This window comes from Microbulbifer magnicolonia, assembly GCF_035117725.1.
Lineage (GTDB): Bacteria > Pseudomonadota > Gammaproteobacteria > Pseudomonadales > Cellvibrionaceae > Microbulbifer > Microbulbifer magnicolonia.
The window spans coordinates 1,269,880-1,287,504 of record NZ_JAYEFD010000001.1 but is presented as its reverse complement, the minus strand read 5'-3'; the positions used below and the strand labels follow the sequence as shown (position 1 = coordinate 1,287,504).

15 protein-coding genes and 2 pseudogenes are annotated in these 17,625 nt (G+C 60.7%); 4 read left to right on the top strand and 13 right to left on the bottom strand.

Annotated features, from left to right (window positions below):
- Positions 1–7 precede the first annotated feature (7 nt).
- Positions 8–92 (top strand): annotated as a pseudogene (locus RRF64_RS18825) (transposase); the annotation flags it as partial.
- A gap of 24 nt (positions 93–116) precedes the next feature.
- On the opposite strand, the gene RRF64_RS05690 reads toward RRF64_RS18825, so the two are convergent.
- Positions 117–1,817: a hypothetical protein gene (locus RRF64_RS05690; RefSeq protein WP_323844852.1), complete on the bottom strand. Its 1,701-nt coding sequence runs from the start codon at positions 1,815–1,817 to the stop codon at positions 117–119.
- Between the two features lie 64 nt (positions 1,818–1,881).
- Positions 1,882–2,688 carry a hypothetical protein gene (locus RRF64_RS05685; RefSeq protein ID WP_323844851.1) on the bottom strand — a complete coding sequence of 269 codons (807 nt, stop codon included), beginning with the start codon at positions 2,686–2,688 and terminating at the stop codon, positions 1,882–1,884.
- Between the two features lie 75 nt (positions 2,689–2,763).
- On the opposite strand from RRF64_RS05685, the pseudogene RRF64_RS05680 reads away from it, so the two are divergent.
- Positions 2,764–3,012, top strand: a pseudogene (locus RRF64_RS05680) (GMP synthase (glutamine-hydrolyzing)); the annotation flags it as partial.
- 109 nt (positions 3,013–3,121) lie between these two features.
- On the opposite strand, the gene RRF64_RS05675 reads toward RRF64_RS05680, so the two are convergent.
- The 11 genes from RRF64_RS05675 to RRF64_RS05625 form a co-directional block, all read right to left on the bottom strand.
- The gene (locus RRF64_RS05675) at positions 3,122–4,189 is read right to left on the bottom strand and encodes a tetratricopeptide repeat protein (RefSeq protein WP_323844850.1); all 1,068 of its coding nucleotides are present in this window, start codon (positions 4,187–4,189) and stop codon (positions 3,122–3,124) included.
- Complete coding sequence (locus RRF64_RS05670; RefSeq protein ID WP_323844849.1) at positions 4,182–5,705, bottom strand: adenylate/guanylate cyclase domain-containing protein; 1,524 nt, start codon at positions 5,703–5,705, stop codon at positions 4,182–4,184. Before RRF64_RS05670 ends, RRF64_RS05675 begins: the two co-directional genes overlap by 8 nt.
- 764 nt (positions 5,706–6,469) lie before the next feature.
- On the bottom strand, positions 6,470–7,519 hold the full coding sequence (locus tag RRF64_RS05665) for an OmpA family protein (protein WP_323844848.1): 1,050 nt from the start codon (positions 7,517–7,519) through the stop codon (positions 6,470–6,472).
- A 203-nt stretch (positions 7,520–7,722) separates the two neighbouring features.
- The gene (locus tag RRF64_RS05660; RefSeq protein WP_323844847.1) at positions 7,723–10,395 is read right to left on the bottom strand and encodes a S8 family peptidase; all 2,673 of its coding nucleotides are present in this window, start codon (positions 10,393–10,395) and stop codon (positions 7,723–7,725) included.
- A 119-nt stretch (positions 10,396–10,514) separates the two neighbouring features.
- Complete coding sequence (locus RRF64_RS05655; RefSeq protein WP_323844846.1) at positions 10,515–11,309, bottom strand: TrmH family RNA methyltransferase; 795 nt, start codon at positions 11,307–11,309, stop codon at positions 10,515–10,517.
- Positions 11,306–12,193 carry a Rossmann-like and DUF2520 domain-containing protein gene (locus RRF64_RS05650; protein ID WP_323844845.1) on the bottom strand — a complete coding sequence of 296 codons (888 nt, stop codon included), beginning with the start codon at positions 12,191–12,193 and terminating at the stop codon, positions 11,306–11,308. Before RRF64_RS05650 ends, RRF64_RS05655 begins: the two co-directional genes overlap by 4 nt.
- Before the next feature lie 181 nt (positions 12,194–12,374).
- On the bottom strand, positions 12,375–13,133 hold the full coding sequence (locus tag RRF64_RS05645; RefSeq protein ID WP_323844844.1) for a pyridoxine 5'-phosphate synthase: 759 nt from the start codon (positions 13,131–13,133) through the stop codon (positions 12,375–12,377).
- Positions 13,134–13,136: 3 nt separating this feature from the next.
- Positions 13,137–13,721: a peptidylprolyl isomerase gene (locus RRF64_RS05640; RefSeq protein WP_323844843.1), complete on the bottom strand. Its 585-nt coding sequence runs from the start codon at positions 13,719–13,721 to the stop codon at positions 13,137–13,139.
- A 103-nt stretch (positions 13,722–13,824) separates the two neighbouring features.
- Positions 13,825–14,505 (bottom strand): TIGR04211 family SH3 domain-containing protein, encoded by a 681-nt coding sequence (locus tag RRF64_RS05635; protein WP_323844842.1) that lies wholly within the window; start codon positions 14,503–14,505, stop codon positions 13,825–13,827.
- A 40-nt stretch (positions 14,506–14,545) separates the two neighbouring features.
- Complete coding sequence (locus tag RRF64_RS05630; RefSeq protein WP_323844841.1) at positions 14,546–14,845, bottom strand: YciI family protein; 300 nt, start codon at positions 14,843–14,845, stop codon at positions 14,546–14,548.
- 42 nt (positions 14,846–14,887) lie between these two features.
- The gene (locus tag RRF64_RS05625; RefSeq protein ID WP_323844840.1) at positions 14,888–15,652 is read right to left on the bottom strand and encodes a VC0807 family protein; all 765 of its coding nucleotides are present in this window, start codon (positions 15,650–15,652) and stop codon (positions 14,888–14,890) included.
- 254 nt (positions 15,653–15,906) lie between these two features.
- Here RRF64_RS05625 and RRF64_RS05620 point away from each other — a divergent pair, with 254 nt between their 5' ends.
- Together RRF64_RS05620 and RRF64_RS05615 are read left to right on the top strand one after the other, a co-directional pair.
- Positions 15,907–16,785: a PHP domain-containing protein gene (locus RRF64_RS05620; protein WP_323844839.1), complete on the top strand. Its 879-nt coding sequence runs from the start codon at positions 15,907–15,909 to the stop codon at positions 16,783–16,785.
- 193 nt (positions 16,786–16,978) lie between these two features.
- The gene (locus RRF64_RS05615) at positions 16,979–17,602 is read left to right on the top strand and encodes an L-threonylcarbamoyladenylate synthase (RefSeq protein WP_323844838.1); all 624 of its coding nucleotides are present in this window, start codon (positions 16,979–16,981) and stop codon (positions 17,600–17,602) included.
- Positions 17,603–17,625: the final 23 nt, after the last annotated feature.

The following is a 17,625-nucleotide window of genomic DNA, read 5'->3' as shown; positions in this document are numbered from 1 at the left end:
AACGAATGCGCAGACCGGTGCGGTTACCCTGATCCAGCGCTTTGGCAGTGCACTGAACCCCAGTAGCCACTTTCCATATGCTGTTTCTCGATCGGGAAGGGAGCCAAGTTTTCAGTTTACAATTGGTTTGAGCTGAACGAAGGGCGGCGCTGCAACGTCCTCTTATACCAAGTAAACAGATTGTCAGGTAACCTGTTGAAATAATGCTCAGTCAACGTATCAGGCCCACCCCAAATGGGTATCGCCCGGCCGACTCTGGCAAAGGTATCGTAGATGATAAACCGTGCCAGGATTCGCTCATCACCTGCCCCGCACTTCACGAACTCCACGGGATAGGCCGCATTGCCTACTACTGGCAGGACTCCCACACCCAAGGCGGTCCAGGGTAACCGTTGACGCCGAAAGGCAGCCTGCGTCATTCGGCCCAGGGTATAGGTCGTGCGCCCGATTGAGCCTCCACCCACCAATACCATTGCAAGCACTAATTCATTGATGGCTCCCGCCATAAACAACATGGGAAAAACCGACCATTGGAGGAGTTTCACGGCGGGCTTAATCATGAGATGGACCCCGAAATCCGTAATATACTCACTCGACTCATCACTGATCAGTTCGGCATAAAGTTTTGAGAACGCCGCTGGCTTTAAGATTTTTCGTTGTTCCCATTCCTCGATTCGCTTGGCGACATACGATCGTGACAGGTGGGTTCGGTATTTCTGGGAGGTCAGGAAGCCACACAAGCCTGCGAATAAGTTAGAGTAGTTAAACCGGACAATGCCAAGGCAGCCTTTTTTTGCGGAACTTGCCAGTTTGCCCGTCAGCTTGGCCGCCCCTCTGGTCAGTAAGCGAGAATACCATTTCAGTGGCCGTTCCTTGTACCAGAGTGCCTCCGAATCCGAGATGACTCCACGAACTCGGTGCGACTCGATACTCCGGGAGCAGCGCGGCATGGATTTCCAGCGGACCTGATGGTATTCAAGATTATCTACATACGTGAGAATCCTTTCTACGCTTCCCTTTCCATGAGCCCCTTCGATTCCTTCCCTGTGCATGTCCATATAACTGCGAAGCTTCGACATGTTCGTATCATCGAAGAGCGCGCGTCCGTATCGAAAACAGGCGGGCAAATAGAATTTTAGTTGTTCCAGGGGATTTATCGCGAACAAGGCCGGAACTCCGGATTCGAGATCGATCCATACCCATTTTGGATCAGCGCCACTATGTTGTCGCAGCATGAAATTACTGGCCGCAACGGGGTTGCCTCGACCAGCTTGCCAAACCAGGCCGTCGAAGCCGGCTTCCTCCAAATTGTGCTGCAGAGGTTTCATGATGTCGTTTGTCAGCGTTGGCAGATGGTCGGCCTCTTCGTCATTACCCGGCCCACGCAGAGGAAGGTGATAGCCATTGATGAATTCACAATACATCTGGTAGGCACGCACGCGCTCGTTCCACCCAGAGCCGTAGGTCTCGGGAAGAGTAAGCCGGTCGGAGAACCAATATTCGATAAGGAGAGCTAAAATATGTCGGCGTGTAACGGCAGACTGAATGGCATGTTCGTTCCATCCATAGGGATTGGGGGCGCCGTCAATCACATAAAAAACGAGCTTGCTCAAAGAATCCGGCGTGAAAATTTTATGGGCTACTCTGCCTCCCTCTTGATTTTTTCCCACATACACATTGGCCGAGCGTCCCCGTCCAATCCACTCTAACTCTACTCGATCGTCCACATCCCGAGCCGGATGCGCTTCAGTCAAACTGTCCCGCTCACCGCACAGTACCCCTACATCTCCATCTCCATCTCCATCCACTCGATCCATCGATTTCCCCTTAACAAATCTCATTGAATCGTATTGAGCGCAGCCAAACTTTCGTCTACAGGCGTCAAGCCTTGGCGACCACTCGATCTGATCCGTAGATGCCGTGATTTCCAGTGCGCGCGCGCTGAGCCAGGTCAAACGCAATGATTGCGAAGAGTACTGAATACAGGGTTTCCTTGGTCTCCATCAGCGCATAGCCTAGGTCTCCTCTCGCGCCGGTGATAAAGGGCACCAGAAGCTCGGCTGCCAGATAAATGGCGAGGAAATAGACACCGAGACTCAGGTTCACGATTGGCATGCTCATCGCTGCTAGCCGGTTGGCCAGAAATCTACTCGAGACATACGCTGCTGGCAGCAAGATGCAGAATGCCAGCCAGAACAAACTAAACATTCGCTCACCGGTCACCCATCTTGCCAAGCCGGACTTCTTCGACCCGTCGTCATTTAACGCATGGAAAAAAGCCAGATTGTGAATATTGGCTTCGCCCTGTTTGTTTTGCTCGGCAATCAACTCCGGAGTCGAGAAGCTGAAGACACGCTGCCCCCAGCTGATTTCTTCCCCGGCACCGAACAGGAACAGCACGGCAAGCGCCGTCAGCCAGAACTTTGAGAGTCCGTTTTTGGCGTGAACTGCAGCCGTCCAGGCGAAGAGCGCAGCGCTGACTGCCAGACAAGTGGCGCCGAGCCATTCAACTGGACCATCTTCAAAACCCCAGCGATACGCTACTTCGGGATCCAGCACGAACAGCAATCCATATGCCACAGCGATGAGTGGGACGAAAAAAACCGCATAGCGCATCGATGCGCCAATGACTTGCAAAACGTCTCGAGACAGACTCACTTGTTCGAAGCGGCGGAGAGCTGTTGACATATTTTAGTCCTCGTTATGTCGCCAACCTGAAACATGTTAGAAATATGTTCGTAATATCCTAGATCAGCGGAACCGACACCGAAGGACTTTGTGGTGTTCCTGCCGGTCAAATTCGCGGCTGTGGTCGCTGACGGCCGCCACTACGAATATGTGGTCGCGCTGCGCGCCGTGGGTACGTTGGACTTTATGGCGGCCCGCCGGGGGCTTCTGCCCGACGAGCTGATCGAGAAGATTTCCAACCGCGTCATTAACGAGACTGAGTGCAACTCGCGCGTGACCTACGACGTGTACCCTAAATCGCCGGCCACCATCGAGTGGGAGTAGGGCCTGCCGATCGGTAAGAGGAGAAAAGCGGGGGGATTCAGGTAATAGCGTAAGGGTTCGCCGGAATGCTGACACGGTTACAGCATTTGTGGTTTGTCGTGACCGGGGATTAGAATTCGGCGTTAGGCGATGTCGACAAGATCCGCAGATTTTGCAGTACTGTTTCGGCCCGGACGATGCTGGCCAGCAATTCGACGTTGTCCGGATCCAGGGTTTCGGCTTCGCGCCAGATCTCCAGGGCTCCGTCGATATCGCCCCGGCTATATAAATCATTGCCCCGTTTGACTGCGGTTTCGACCCGGACAGCTAACTGCGTCCGGAACTGCGCTTGCAGGGGCGCCAGTTGCGGATGCCGCGGCGACCGCTGCTGCAGACGGTTCAAGTGTTGGCGCGCGCTGAGCAGATCGCCGGCGTCCAGTGCCTGTTGCAATTCCACGACCGCGTCATTTTCGACTGAGGCCTTGGCCGGTTGGCGTTTCGCCTGGCGAAGCTGGCGGTTGGCCAGGGCCAGGTCGCGTTCGATATCATCGAGCTGGTAGTCGTCGCCGGACAGACGCTGTGCAATCTGCAAGCCGCGGCGGGCCAGCGCATAGTCCTGCCGCTCCAATGCCCGCTGCGCATAATGCTGCAGCTCTTTTGCCGATTTTCGGCATTTGTGCTGATATACGTTCAGTTCCAGCCAGGTCGGCAGGCCGGCGCCTTTGAGCTGCCGCAGGCGCTGGTAGGCTTTGGCGTCTTTCAGCAACTGCTCGCCGCGATGGATCGCCAGATCCATACGCACCAGCTCTTCGCGCAACTGGCGCCGCTCGTCCAATTGCTGCCGCGCCGAACCCAGTATCCGGCTGTCCGGCAGCGCGCCGGTGGCATGACGTAAAATCCGCTCGGCGCCGTGCCAGTCGTCCTGTTGCTCCAGCCGGCTCGCGGCGTGGATTACGTCGCGCTCGAACTGCCGCAGGTTGCTGTGCAGTTGTTTGATTTTTCGTTGCTGGTCCGGCGTCGCAATGTCCAGATTCTGCAGCCAGTCGAGTTCGGCCGACTGCCGGCGGACCTGTTGCAGCGCGTCGGACGGAAAACCTTCCAGCACCTGTTGCTGCGTCGGTATCAGGTTACAGGCCGGCAGTAACGGCAAAAGCAACAGCCATAGCAGTACTGAGCGGCTAGTCACCACACTAGACATGGCCGACAGCCCGCCGGCGCTTTTGATTGGCCTGATAGTTCAGCACTTCCTGCAGATTGGCCAGCAGCAGCGGCTGAAATTCGGGCTGGATGTCCTGCACCGAATAGATCCTCACCGGTGCCGACTTGCCGCGGATCTGCAGGGTCTGCTCGGCCTGTGCGATGACGCGGGATTGCAGCATGTTAAACAGTTCTTCTCGCATAATGATCTGATCCGGTCGGGCCACGCTGCATAACCTGGAAGCGAGGTTGACTGCATCCCCGACCACGGTGTATTCCATCCGGTCATCGGAACCCAGGTTGCCGGCCAGCATCGCACCGCAGTTGATGCCGATGCGGAAGTGTACCTGTGGCCGGCCGGCGGCGCCGCGCTGCGTGTTTAACTGCGCTGTGAGCCGCTGAATCAATACCGCGCAGCTGACCGCGTTGAACAAGTGTTCGGTATCGTCCTCCAGTACACCGAATACCAGCATCGCGCAGTCGCCGATAAATTTGTCCACCACCCCGCCATACAACGAGCAGGCGCCTGAAATATAAGAGAAGTATTCGTTTAATAATTCGGAGACCTGACTCGGCTGCAGCTTTTCCGACATCGCGGTAAAACCGACGATATCGGCGAACAGCACGGTCGCCTCGACCGGCCGGCTGCTCAGGCGGATCTCGTCCAGATTGGCCAGTACCTTGTCGGCGACGTTTTTTGACACATAGCGGGAAAAAACCTGTTCGACCTGGGATTTCTTCAACAGCCCGGCCGCCATATTGTTGAAACCTTCGAATAAAAAGCCGATTTCGTCGTTGCGCCGGTCCTCGATCCGGATCGCCAGGTCGCCGCGGTCGATGGCCCGGGTCGCTTCCATAAGATGGTGGATCGGCAGTGACAGGCGCCGGCTCAGCCAATAGGCCAGCAAGGATGCCAGTAAGGTCATGGCCAGCGTGGCGTAGATAATCGCATCGCGGGCCCTGGCCGCGGCCTGGTCCATCAGCGACGCGGACAAGGTCACCACCACGGAGCCGACCCGGATGTCCTGATACTCGGCCGGCGCGATAAAGCTGATCAACCGTTCCTGCGGCCTGTCTGCGGTGCGCCGGAACCAGGGCCGGGATATAAGCCCGGCTGCATCGAAAACGATATCGGCCCTGGCCGGCTGGATGCCGGTTGCTGACAGCAATTCGCCGTTATGGGCATAAATACCGGCGCCGAGGACTTTTTCATCCTGGCCCAGGTTGGCGGTCAGCAGGCGGAGGTTCAGGCTGTCCTCCGACAAAATCGGCTCACTGGCCAGTTTCGCCAGTTGCAGCGCCATGGTATGGCCGAAATCGTGCAGTTGTGCACGCATCAGGCGATTCTGGTTATCGCTGATAAACAGGCCCAGGCTCGCCATCCCCAGCACCAGCAACAGGGTCATGACCAGCGCCAGTTTGAACGCAATCGGGATATGGCCGGGCAACAAGCGGTGCAGGCGCACTTGCAGCACGCTGAAAACGGTCTGCATGGCGGCTTTGACCTTAGTTTTCAACTGGCGTGCTCTCCATTATTAGTTATGCATAGCCCGGCGCGTGGGGGAACGGAACTATATCACTTCTTGGGCGGCGACAGGACCGCGATACAGGCCCCGCTGGTGCTGGCCGACCCCACGCTCAGCGCCACCCGGCAGCTTGTCGGGCGGCTGGGGCTGTTCGAGGAGCGGATGTTGGGGGCAGGCTGATAGAAAAGCTGCGCGCGGTCGAGACCCTGGACTCTTTGAGGCCCGCTGGGCGCACCTGCCCTAAGTGCTGATCGAAAAGGATTCCAACTGCATCATCAATGAATTCGAGTCTCTCTCCAGCGTGGCCTTCGACGTGTGCAGCTAACCGCCGACCACGATCGATTGGGAGTAACCGCTAACCGGCCTCGGGTGGAGAGTCCTGACCTGCACCCGTCATGCGCAATTTCTCGGCTCTTCCCGCAGCCTCTTTCCACAGCCAAATTTCACCAGATGACAATTGCTATTTAGGCGAAATAGTTGCCAAGTCCGATTTATTGGCTTTCGTAACTTATTGATTTTTAACCAATTATGGCCTTGATTAAATTTTCTTCACAAAAGGGTTACAACGGTGTCACGGGCACTGGCGGCATTTTCCCGTGCATTGTTCACAGAGATATCCACAGATTCTGTGGACGGGTAGACCATCGTGGGGAACTTGTCCAATCGGAGGCGGGAAAATTGCACCGCTAGGGTGCGGCGGGCTCGAGTTGAACCAAAAGAGACCCGCCGCCGGCCGGGTCTCTAATAGTCGGTGATTAACGGAATCGCATTTCCACACGCCGATTCTGAGCGCGGCCGTTGGGAGTGTCGTTTGATGCCACCGGCTGGGTTTCACCGTAACCGATAGCCGACAGCTGCGCCGCGGGTACGCCATTCTGAATCAGGAAGGCGCGCACGGCGTTGGCGCGCGACCGGGACAGCTGCAGGTTGAAGGCGTCGTTGCCCTGGCTGTCGGTGTGGCCGGCAATTTCCACCCGGCTGTCGGGCTGACTGCGCAGTGCTTGGGCGACTTCCAACAGTGATTCCTGCGCCGCCGGTTTCAGCACGGCCAAACTGGTCTCGAAGTGGATGTTTTGCAGCGTCACCGTCTGATTGGCAATAACACAGCCTTCGCTGTCGACCCGAGCGCCGGGCAGCGTGTCGGGACAGCGGTCGTCGCGATCCAGTACGCCGTCGCCGTCGGAATCCACCAGCTTGACTTCCACCGGCGCGCGCTCCACCGGCGGCGCTGCCGCATAGGTGGGCGGCGGGCAGCGCAGCGGAATGCTGATGCCAAAGGCCAGCTGCCAGTCGTTCATGCCGTCTTCAAAGTAATCGTGCATATAGCGAACTTCGCCGCGCAGGCGGATACCGCGGCGGGAAATTTCCTGGGTGGTAATGCCGGCGGCGACGTTGAGAAAGGCACTGGTGGTGTCGTCGTCATCCGGCAGTACGTCGTCGTAGACGGCGCCGAATCCGCCCAGCAAGTAGGGCGTGTAGCCGTCGCGGTCGCCAAAGTTGTACACCATGTCGAAGCCGACGCCGTACATGTAGTAGTCCGACTGGTCCGTCAGTTCCTCGGTGTCGAAAAAGTCTTCCGTCTCCAATATGGCGCCAAATACCTGCACTTCTGAGTACCAGGGCCCCTGCCAGCCCCAGCCGTAGGCGGCGCGCAGGCCGCCGGCCTGTCGATCGGTATTGCGGTCCTTGTCGACGCGGCTCAGGTAGGGGGTTAAATCCAGATAGCCATCTTCAGGTCCGGCCGCGGTAGCCGGCAAATTGATGATTAGCCCCACCGACAAAATCAAAGATTGCATCAGGCGCATGAGGGATAGATCCTTTTATCTGCGTTATCGGATCCGCTATTTGCTGCGGTCGTTATTCCCAAAATCCGTTGTTGGGTGGGTATTTTGTTCCCCAGAAGTTTTGTAGTTCATCTAGCAGATGTTTCAACAAATCTGTCGCACAAAGTATCAGGTTGAGTAAGTCAAAGTGGCGGGTCTGGATAGATGTGCCGGCGTGTGGCGCGCTATCGCGCGTCTTTAAACTCACCTGCGGTGACGCGAAGGCGAATCGGACCCGGCCGGCCAGTTGCAGCCTGGGTTGTCGTGTGTTTTTGTCCGCCGCCGGTATCGCTGTCGTAACCTACCGGGAAATCCAGGCCGCTGACGTTATCGCGCGGGTTCAGCGGGGCGGAAAGGCCGCTGGCCGGAAAAATACTACAGGCCTCTCCGGGGCCGCAGATGGTGCCGTCGCCATCGACATCCGCGCCGGCGGCAATCAGGTATTTTCCGGGGGGCACGGCGGAAAACTCGAATTCATATTTGCCCCCGGTTGCGGTCATCGCCTGCTGGGCCACGACCTCCAAATCCGCAAAGCCATCGCCGTCCCGGTCGTCGGGCGTACCGTCTCCATCGGAATCCTGTCCCGGAGCCAGCAGCAGGATGTAGAGATAGCCGGCATCGGCGCCAGTGTCTGCTCGGCCGACCTGGATATTTGCGCGAAGCAGCAGATCGCTCGCGCCCTCCACTGGAAAGCGAATACTGCCCGAGTAGGTGCCGTCCGCCAGATTCTCGCGCTTCACACTGATACGGTAGCGGCCGAGGCCGTTGTCATCGGTCTGCACCGGCCGCACGGCGCTGATCCAGTTTTCGGTGGCGACGGGGTCGCCGCTGATACGCGCGCCCTCGGCGCCTATGTTTTTCACATCCACTTCCAGTGCGGTGTGGATGGCACCGAAATTCAGGCTTTCCGGCTCCGCAGCCAAGACGGGCACGGTGGCAGCTCCCGAGGCCGCGCGGACGGCCTTGTAGGCATCGATCAGCCCCATGCCGAACAGCTTGTCTTTGCCGCTAGCGCCGATATCCGTGGTGAGCTTTCCCTGTGCCAAGAGCGCGTCCAGCTGCTGTGGCGTCAGTTGGTTGTTCACGCTCTTCATCAGCGCGATCACGGCTGCAACGTGGGGGCTCGCCATCGAGGTGCCCTGCAGGAATCGGTAGGTGGCGGACAGGCTGGAGCCCTCTTCGACGTGGGTGCTGAGCACGCCATCCCCATAGCCGTCGCCATTGGCGTCCATGCTCATATTCCCGCCGGGTGCCGCCAGGTCGACCCAGCTGCCGAAGTTGGAGTAGGGGGTTTTATTCTGGTTGTAATCGGTGGCGCTCACCGCCAGCACGCCGCGCATCGCCGCGGGATAGAATTCGGCTTCGGCGCTACCGTTGCCCGCCGCGGCCACCACGACCACTCCGGCGGCGCGGGCATCGTCGATCGCGCTCTGCAGGGTTTGCGAGTGTCCATCACCGCCGAAGCTCATGTTGATGATGTCCGCCCGCCGCGCCGGCAGGGTGCCGGAGTCGTTGGAGAGACCGGCGGCGAAGCGCACCGCCTGGGCCACATCGGCACTGCTGCCGCCGGACTTGCCGATTACCCGCAGCGGCATGATGCGGGTCTGCCAGCCCGCACCACTGACGCCGGCGCCGTTGTCGGTGAGGGCGCCGACGGTGCCGCTCACATGGGTGCCATGCCAGGAACTGCGGTCCTGCTGTGAGCCATCTCCCGGATCTTCCGGATTCGCATCCATCCCATCGCCGTCTCCGGCGGATTCGACGTCACTGATAAAGTCGTAGCCGGACACGAGTTTGCCGCGGAGTTCCGGGTGGCCGCTGAAAACACCGGAGTCCAATACGGCGACGATGACGTCGCCGCTGCCGGTGGTGATATCCCACGCCTGCGGCAAGCGAATCTGGCGGTAATGCCACTGCAGGTAGTTGTTTTCGTCGTTGGGTGTCACCTGGTGGCGATACACATAATTGGGTTCGGCCCATTCGATCAGCGCCGCTGCCTGCAGGTTCTTCACCGCGGCCAGGGTGTGCAGTTTGCGCCGCAGCGGCGCGCTGGCGGTGAGATGCCGGAATTCCATTCCGGAGTTAATTGGCGCGAGATCCGTGCGCCGCAGGCGGTAGGCGGATGCCTTGCCGGTTGTTGCCTCGCCCAGCGCTTCCAGGCCGCGGGCCTCCAGCCAGTGGGCGGACGGTCGGGACTTCCACTTGATCAGCAACTCTCCCGGGACAAATGTCTCGCCGACCGAAGGGCTGCCGGCCGCACTGTTGTGGGCATCCAGTTTCAGGGTGTAATTACTGATACCCGCCTCGGCCACCACGCGCAGCAGGAATTCGCCATTGGCCGGAATGGCAATGGACTCGCGGGCGCTGGTGCCCGTGCTGGAGGCGATGGGATTGGCGGTATCGTCCGCCGCGTAGAGATAGAGATCCAGGTCGACGGCGGCGGGATTTCCGTCGTCAAATTTGTGAATGCGCAGGTCAGCGCTCTGCCCCGGGGTGGCGGCTATGCTGAACCAGTCCTCCGGGTCGGCGTCGCTGGCATAGCGCTGCCCCGACACGCCCGAGCCCTCTGCACTGACAAAGCCGCCCAGTACGCTCGGATTGCCCGGCAGCTGGGCGTATTCGCCGTCGTTGTTGCTGGCGGATGGGGCCCGGCTGTCGTTGGTGTCGGAATCGACTCTGCTGAACTGCGTGGCGGTGACAGTGCCGGATAGACTGAACAGCGTGGGCGCGGCCTCTCGGTCGCTGCTGTCGCTGGACTGACTGCGATCCGAACCGCCTTTTCCCTTGCCGCAGCCCACTGGTGCGGTCAGGGCGATGGACAGGGCAATGGAGAGCAAAAAGCGGGTCAATTGCTTCATGACTGCGCCCGCGGGAAATCCCTCTACAGCTGAAAAACTACCATTTGCGGTACATTTTTCAGTCTAGGATAAGCCGCGGCGCGAACGAGGGACTTTGCTGTCTGCTCGGCCGGAGGGGATTATCGCTGGTGCCTGAAACTGATCAGGGCAGCGGTTACGGCGACATTCAGGCTTTCGACATCGTTGTGCATGGGGATGCGCAGATGCTGGGTGCACTGTTTGGCGACTTCGTCGCTGACGCCGCGGGTTTCATTGCCCAGGACGAAAATGGTGGGTGCGTCGCCACCGAGGCTCGACAGTGTCTGCTGCGCGTGGGATGAGAGGCCGCAGATGCGCACGCCCTGCGCCGCGAAGTCGGCCAGCGCCGGGGCGAGTTGTTCGCAGCGCAGCAGGCGCATCTTGAACAGGGTGCCGGTGCTGGCCTTGATGACCAGCGGATCTATCTGCGCACAGCCCTTGCGCGGCAGGATAATGCCGTCCATGCCGCCGGCACAGGCGGAGCGAATGATCATGCCGAGGTTCTGCGGATTGGTAATGCCGTCGAGCGCGAGCAGTTCGTAATTTTTCTGGCCTGCGGCCGCGCTTTGTTCGCGCAGAAACGCATCGGTGGTACCGTAGTGGGGCAGGGCCAGGTCCAGGGCCACCCCCTGATCCTGGCGTGCATTCTTGGAAATCCGCGACAGGCCCTTGCGGTCCCAGTGGGCGATCTCAACCTTCCGCTCCGTGGCCAGTTGCTCGATACGCGCGATCAGCTGATCGCGGCGATTGCTGTCCGCGAGATGCAGCTTGTGTACCGGCAGCGACAGGTCTTCCAGCGCCTCGAGCACCGGTTTGCGCCCGTAAATGGTCAGCAGGCTGTCGTAGAAGGCACGTTTCTGCAGGTACTGTTCTGAATCTTTGGGCGAGTCTTTCAAGGCGTCGGTTCACTCAGCAGTTCGGTCAGTCGGGCGGCGGCATCGTCGGGCAGCTGGCCGCGGCGCGCCAACTCTACACAGGCGAGGCCGAGATGGCGATAGCACTGTGCCAGCCGCGCATCCGTATTTTCCAGCGCGCGCAACTGCGCGGCCACCGTCTCGCTGTCGCCGCGGGCGATGGGGCCGGTGAGGGCCTGCTCCGGGCCCAGTCGCAGGTTGTTTTCCGCGGTCTGCAGCACTATGGGTTTCAACAGCTTAAGTGCCTGGATCCGCTCGATTCCCGCCGCGGCAAAGGTGCGCAGGCTGAGGTCCAACAGCGCGGTGAGATAGTTGCAGGCAAATACGGAGCCGGCGTGATAGAGCGCCTTGTGCTCCGGCGCGATGGTCAGGACCTCGCAGCCGATGGCGGTGAAAGCGCGCTGCAGCATCGACACCGCCGGCGCGTCTCCCTCCAGGGCCACACTGCTGCCGGCCAGGGTCTGCAGGGACGATTGCGGGTCGGCAAAACTGTGCACCGGGTGGGCGCTGGCGATGGCGGCCGGCCTGCAGGGCGCCAGCACCTCCGAACCGAGCGCGCCGCTGCAGTGAAACACGACGGTATCGCTGCGGCGCGACAGTCGCGGCGCCAGCCGCGCGGCGACTTGTTTGGCGAGAGGCGCGATTTGCCCGTCGCTGCTGGCGATCAGCCAGCAGTCCGCGTCGGCCATGGCATCGATTTCGCGGCAGGCTGTTCCCGCGCCGATGAACTGCGCCGCGGCGCGGGCACTCTGCTCGCTGCGGTTGCAAATCGACTGCACCTGAAAAACACCCCGTTGCTGCCACAGGCGCCCCAGGGTTTTTCCCAGTTTGCCGGCGCCGATGATATTGAGTGTCAATGGAGTCATCATTAAATGCTACGCCAGTTTCGGTGTGGTGGGGCCTGGAGCCACGAAGGACGCTGTGGGAGCCAGCCCTGCTGGCGATAATGCAGGTACTAACTTGCGGCATTGCAATCGCCTGCAGGGCAGGCTCCCACAAGACGGAAATCCTGCTTTGCGCCCGCGAGCGAGCCCAGAAACTCGATTCCTATTTGCCGCTGAGGCAGTTGAGATAGGCGGTGACGGCGTTATCCAGCCCCATATTGATCGCGTCCACGGTCAGGGCGTGGCCGATGGACACTTCCTGCAGGCCGGGCAGGGTGCGGTAGCGGGGCAGGTTGATCAGGTTCAGGTCGTGGCCCGCGTTGACGCCGAGGCCCAGCTGGCGCGCGTGTTCGGCGGCGGCGCAGTGGGCGGCGAAGATGGCCTCCAATGTCTCGCTCTGCCGCGCCACGGCTTCGGCATAGGGGCCGGTGTAGAGTTCGATGCGGTCTGCGCCCACGGCTTTGGCGAGGTCAATCTGGTCCAGGATCGGATCCATAAACAGGCTGACGCGGATGCCGGCATCTTTGAGTTGGGCAATCAGCGGCTCCAGGCGCGCACCGTCGCGCTTGAGATCGAAGCCGTGGTCCGAGGTGAGCTGGTCGTTGCTGTCGGGCACCAGCGTGCACTGGTCCGGCTGCGTTTCCTCTACCAGGCGCATCAGTCCGGGATAGTCCTGCAGCGGCTCGGCAAAGGGATTGCCCTCCACATTGAACTCCACGCCATCCCACCCTCGACACAGTTCGGCGAGCTGGCGCACGTCACCGGGGCGGATATGGCGCTGGTCGGGGCGCGGGTGTACCGTCAGCCCCTGCGCGCCCGCGTCCAGGCAGATGCGGCCGTGCGCCAGCACGTCGGGATAGTTGCCCTCGCGGGAATTGCGAATCAGGGCAATTTTGTTGAGATTCACGCTGAGAGCTATCACCGCTTACTCTCCCCGGTTCTCGCTGGCGACGGCATCGCCATCGATTCGCCTGGCGGTGAGGATGCGCACCGGCACGTTGGGCGCCTGCGGAAAGGCGCGATAGAGGCCGCGGGGTTCCGCGACGATCTTCTCCACCACGTCCATGCCCTGGGTCACCCGGCCAAACACGGTGTAGCCCGGTTTGTCCTCGGCGGCGTCCAGGTGGCTGTTGTGCTTGAGGTTAATGAAGAACTGGGAGGTGGCGCTGTCCGGATCGTCCTTGCGCGCCATGGCGAGGGTGCCGCGCAGGTTTTGCAGGCCGTTGGCGGATTCGTTGACCACCTCCCCGCGGGTTTCCTTGAGCTGGAAGTCGAAGGTGTGTCCGCCGGTCTGCACCATAAAGTCGGGGATCACCCGGTGGAAGATCACGCCGTTGTAGAAGCCGCTGTCCAGATAGGCGAGGAAATTTCCGACCGTCGCCGGGGCCTTGTCCTGGAAAAGTTCTACCTGGATGGTGCCCAGGTCGGTCTTCAGTTCGACCCGGGGGTTGTCGGCCAGCGCCGGGAGGGCGAGCAGGCAAGTCAAAAAAAGAGTGGTCAGTCTGCGCATCGTCCTTGTCTCTTATTTCTTGTTGGGGTTCGCAAAGCTCCCCCCAACCTGCGCGGCTGCGGATGGATTCCGCATGCCGCAATCCGCATTCAGCGTTCCGAACTCAGTTCGCCCACTCCGAGCGACGCCGGCGCGGACGCATATGCGGCGCGATCATGGCGAGGATAGCACCCAGGCCAACCGATAGCGCCCCGTACATGTACCACTTCTGGGTGTCGCTGCCGGACAGGCGCTGGATTTCCGCCTCCGCCATTATCTGTTCCTGCTTCAACAGTTCGTGCTGATGCAGCAGTTTCTGGTGGCGCTGGTTGAGCGCCACCGTATCTGCGGACAGTGATTTCAGCTGCTTCAACTCCTCGGCGAGCTGCTGGGACTTCTCCTGTTCGGTGCTCAGCGCGGTGTTCAGCTGCAGGTTTTCCGCTTCCAGGCGGCGCACCTCGCCGCCGAGGTCCATTTCCTCAAAGCGCGCCAGGTCGGCCTCGGCCTTCTTGAGTTTGACTTCCGCCACCGGCTCGGACACCAGGTATTGACGGCGCACCCAGCCCTCTTTGCCGTCGGAGGTGCGCACCCGGGACCAGCCGTCACTCGGCGCGTCCTCCAGCAGTGCGAGCTTGGTGCCACTGGGAAGGCCGCTGTGCAGGATACGGAATTCGTTCCCCTTGCCCGAGCGCATGGGCACGTGCAGCTGGTCGGTGATGTAGCGAGTGTCCGCGCCCAGGGCGCTGGCGGGGCCGCTGATGGCGAAAAGTGCCGCGGCAGTAAGACCGGTCAGTTGTTTCATCATTGTGATACAGATTTTTTATCGATTGATCGTGTTGTCGGAATCAGGGAAGCACGAGTTTGAACGGCTTCACGGTTACGGAGGCATAGACACCGGCTTCCACATAGGGATCCGCGTCCGCCCAGGCTTTGGCCTCTTTCAGCGAAGAAAATTCCGCGACTACCAGGCTGCCGGTAAAACCGGCCTCGCCCGGATCCTCGCTGTCGATCGCCGGGTGCGGGCCGGCGATCAGCAGTCGCCCCTCATCCTTGAGGCGGTTCAGCCGGGCCAGGTGATCGGCGCGCGCGCCCTTGCGCAATGGCAGGCTGTCTTTGACATCCTCGCTGATGATGGCGTACCACATGTGTAATTTATGCTCTTATCGGATGTTGTCGGAATCTGTTGATTACTGCTGGACCATGATTTCTTCGAGCTTCAGGCCGGTCAGCTTGCCGATGCGGCGGAACAGGAAGAAGAGTACCAGCATCAGGATAATGGTCGCCGGCAGCGCGATTACCGGGAAGCTGAGTGCGGTCATCTTGCCCAGTTCCTCATTGAACGCCTCGGTGCCGGGCGGGCTCTGCAGCAGCACCTCGGCCAGGATGTAATTCAGCGTGGAAGACAGGAAGAAGGAGCCGGCAATCATCCACGACGCCTGCTGCAGGGTGCGCTCGAAGGCGCTCTCGTTGCCGTTGCCGGCCAGCACCCGCGCTATCTTCGCGGTGTCGAGGATCCTGTCGTTGTAAATCAGGGTCTTCACCAGCGGCCAGCGCGTATAGAGCGAGGCCACCGTGGCGATACCGAGCAGGCCGGGAATCGCCGCCTCTTTGATCGCAATGTACTTCGCGTCCAGCTCCAGCAGGCTGATGCCGCCGGTCAGCAGGATGCTGATGATACCCAGCGCGGAGAAGAAATTGACCTTGCCGGACTGCAACAGGTCGCGCAGGCCGTAGAGCAGCGGGAATGCCAGCGCCACGACAATCGCCCACTTGGTGCCCAACCAGTCGTCTCCGGACAGCTTGGTCAGGATCAGCGTGGGAATCACGATATTGAGCAGCAGATTGGCCAGCAGGCTCTCTTTCTTCGGCTGGGCGTTTTCAACGCTCGGCTGAAGGCTCTCTTTCTTCGGCTGCTGCCCGGTAACTGAAGTGGTCGGGTTGGTTTCGGTCATGCCTGGTTCCGGTGATAATGCCCGCTGGAAACTTTTTGCCGGGCCGTAAAGGATAACGGCCCTAGTATTCAAAATAGCTTCCCGGCTGACGGTGCCGCTGTCAGACTCTGGTACCCGAGGACTTGCACTGGCAGGTCGCTGGTCGGGGCCTTATCCCTGAATCCGCCCGGCGCCGCTGTGACAGCGATGCCGGGCTAATGTTCAAACCGGGTGTCACTACCCGATCGAGTGTAAATCTGAGCGAGAGCCTGGTATTGAAAGCCCTGTCAGAAGATGCGGATCTGGACCTGGTGGACCTCCACTGCCACAGCACCGCGTCAGACGGTATTTTAAGCCCTGCACAGCTGGTGTCGAGGGCGAAATCTCAGGGCGTGACCCTGTTGGCGCTTACCGACCACGATACCCTGGGCGGACTGGCCGAGGCGCGGCAAACCGGTGACCAGTTGGGCGTTTCTGTTCTGCCGGGAATCGAGTTTTCCAGCCGCTGGGGCCGGCGCCAGATACATATCGTCGGCCTCAATGTCGACCCGACGTCCACCGAACTGCGCGAAGCCATAGCGCTGCGCGAGCGGCTGCGCCGGGAGCGCGCCGAGCGCATCGCCGAACGACTGGAACAGCGCGGCTTTGCCGGCGCCCTGGCGGGCGCGCGCAGGCTGGCCGGCGACGGGGTAATCGGCCGCCCGCATTTTGCCCGCTGGCTGGTACAGGCCGGCCATGTGGAGGACAGTGCGCGCGCCTTCAAGCGCTACCTCGGCGCGGGCAAGGTGGGGGATGTGAAGGTGGACTGGCCGCAGCTGGAGGAAACCATTGCCAGTATCCAGGCGGCCGGCGGCAGCGCCGTGCTGGCACACCCGCTGAAATACGGCCTGACCCGTACCCTGCTGCGGCGCCTGCTGGGCGATTTCCTCGGGTCGGGCGGGGATGCGGTCGAGCTGTTGTGCGGCCGCCAGAACCCGGTGCAGACCCGCGAACTGCGCCAGCTGCTGGAATCCGTGGCTGCCGAAACCGGCCGGTCACATGTGCACTGCTCCGTCGGCAGCGATTTCCACCAGCCGGAGCAGCCCTGGCGCGAACTCGGCTGTGCGCGCCTCCCCGAGGGCGTCGAGCCGGTGTGGAAACTGTGGCACACTTGACGAGATTCGGGGCTCGGGGCTCGAATAGAATTTTTGCGGTTCAGTGAGAAGGCCCTGGTGCCGGTGGCCGTCCGGGAAACATTTGCCGATAAGGCTGTTGAGCGGACGGCCACCGGCACCAGGGTCGCCCGGAAACGCGCGACGGAGTTCGGGCGAGAAACATTCAAACCATTGTTTTTATGGGGGGGCATTTGTGGCGCAGTTTTTCCAGATTCACCCGGACAATCCTCAGGGGCGTCTGATCAGTCAGGCGGCGGATATCGTCGCCGGTGGCGGTGTGATCGTTTTTCCCACGGATTCCGCCTACGCGATCGGCTGCCGCCTGGGGGAGAAACTGGCGGTGGAGCGTATCCGCGCGCTGCGCCAGCTGGACAAGCAGCACAACTTCACGCTGATGTGCCGCGATCTGTCCGAGCTGGCCAGCTACGCGAAGGTGGACAACCAGATGTTCCGCCTGCTGAAAAACCACACCCCCGGACCCTACACCTTTATCATGCCCGCCACCACAGAAGTGCCGCGACGCCTGGTGCACCCGAAGCGCAAGACCATCGGGTTGCGCGTGCCCGACAACCCGATAGCGCTGGCCCTGATCGAGGCTGTGGGCGAGCCGCTGATGAGCTGCAGCCTGATCATGCCCGGTGACGATCAGCCGCTCACCGACCCCTACGATATACGCGACACCCTGGAGCACCAGGTGGAGCTGGTGATCGACGGTGGATTCTGCGGCCTGGAAGCCACGACTGTGGTGGACCTGACCGGTGACGAGCCGGAGCTGATCCGCCAGGGGTGTGGCCCCATCGACGAAATCCTGGGCTGAAGCGCCGGGCACTGATGTATAAT

What these genes read in the sequence shown, in the direction of transcription:
- RRF64_RS05650 (WP_323844845.1), bottom strand. Translation starts at nt 12,193, where the DNA reads ATGACTCCATTGACACTCAATATCATCGGCGCCGGCAAACTGGGAAAA.
- RRF64_RS05665 (WP_323844848.1), bottom strand. Translation starts at nt 7,519, where the DNA reads ATGCGCCTGATGCAATCTTTGATTTTGTCGGTGGGGCTAATCATCAAT.
- RRF64_RS05625 (WP_323844840.1), bottom strand. Translation starts at nt 15,652, where the DNA reads ATGACCGAAACCAACCCGACCACTTCAGTTACCGGGCAGCAGCCGAAG.
- RRF64_RS05675 (WP_323844850.1), bottom strand. Translation starts at nt 4,189, where the DNA reads ATGTCTAGTGTGGTGACTAGCCGCTCAGTACTGCTATGGCTGTTGCTT.
- RRF64_RS05690 (WP_323844852.1), bottom strand. Translation starts at nt 1,817, where the DNA reads ATGGATCGAGTGGATGGAGATGGAGATGGAGATGTAGGGGTACTGTGC.
- RRF64_RS05630 (WP_323844841.1), bottom strand. Translation starts at nt 14,845, where the DNA reads ATGTGGTACGCCATCATCAGCGAGGATGTCAAAGACAGCCTGCCATTG.
- RRF64_RS05685 (WP_323844851.1), bottom strand. Translation starts at nt 2,688, where the DNA reads ATGTCAACAGCTCTCCGCCGCTTCGAACAAGTGAGTCTGTCTCGAGAC.
- RRF64_RS05640 (WP_323844843.1), bottom strand. Translation starts at nt 13,721, where the DNA reads ATGCGCAGACTGACCACTCTTTTTTTGACTTGCCTGCTCGCCCTCCCG.
- RRF64_RS05660 (WP_323844847.1), bottom strand. Translation starts at nt 10,395, where the DNA reads ATGAAGCAATTGACCCGCTTTTTGCTCTCCATTGCCCTGTCCATCGCC.
- RRF64_RS05635 (WP_323844842.1), bottom strand. Translation starts at nt 14,505, where the DNA reads ATGATGAAACAACTGACCGGTCTTACTGCCGCGGCACTTTTCGCCATC.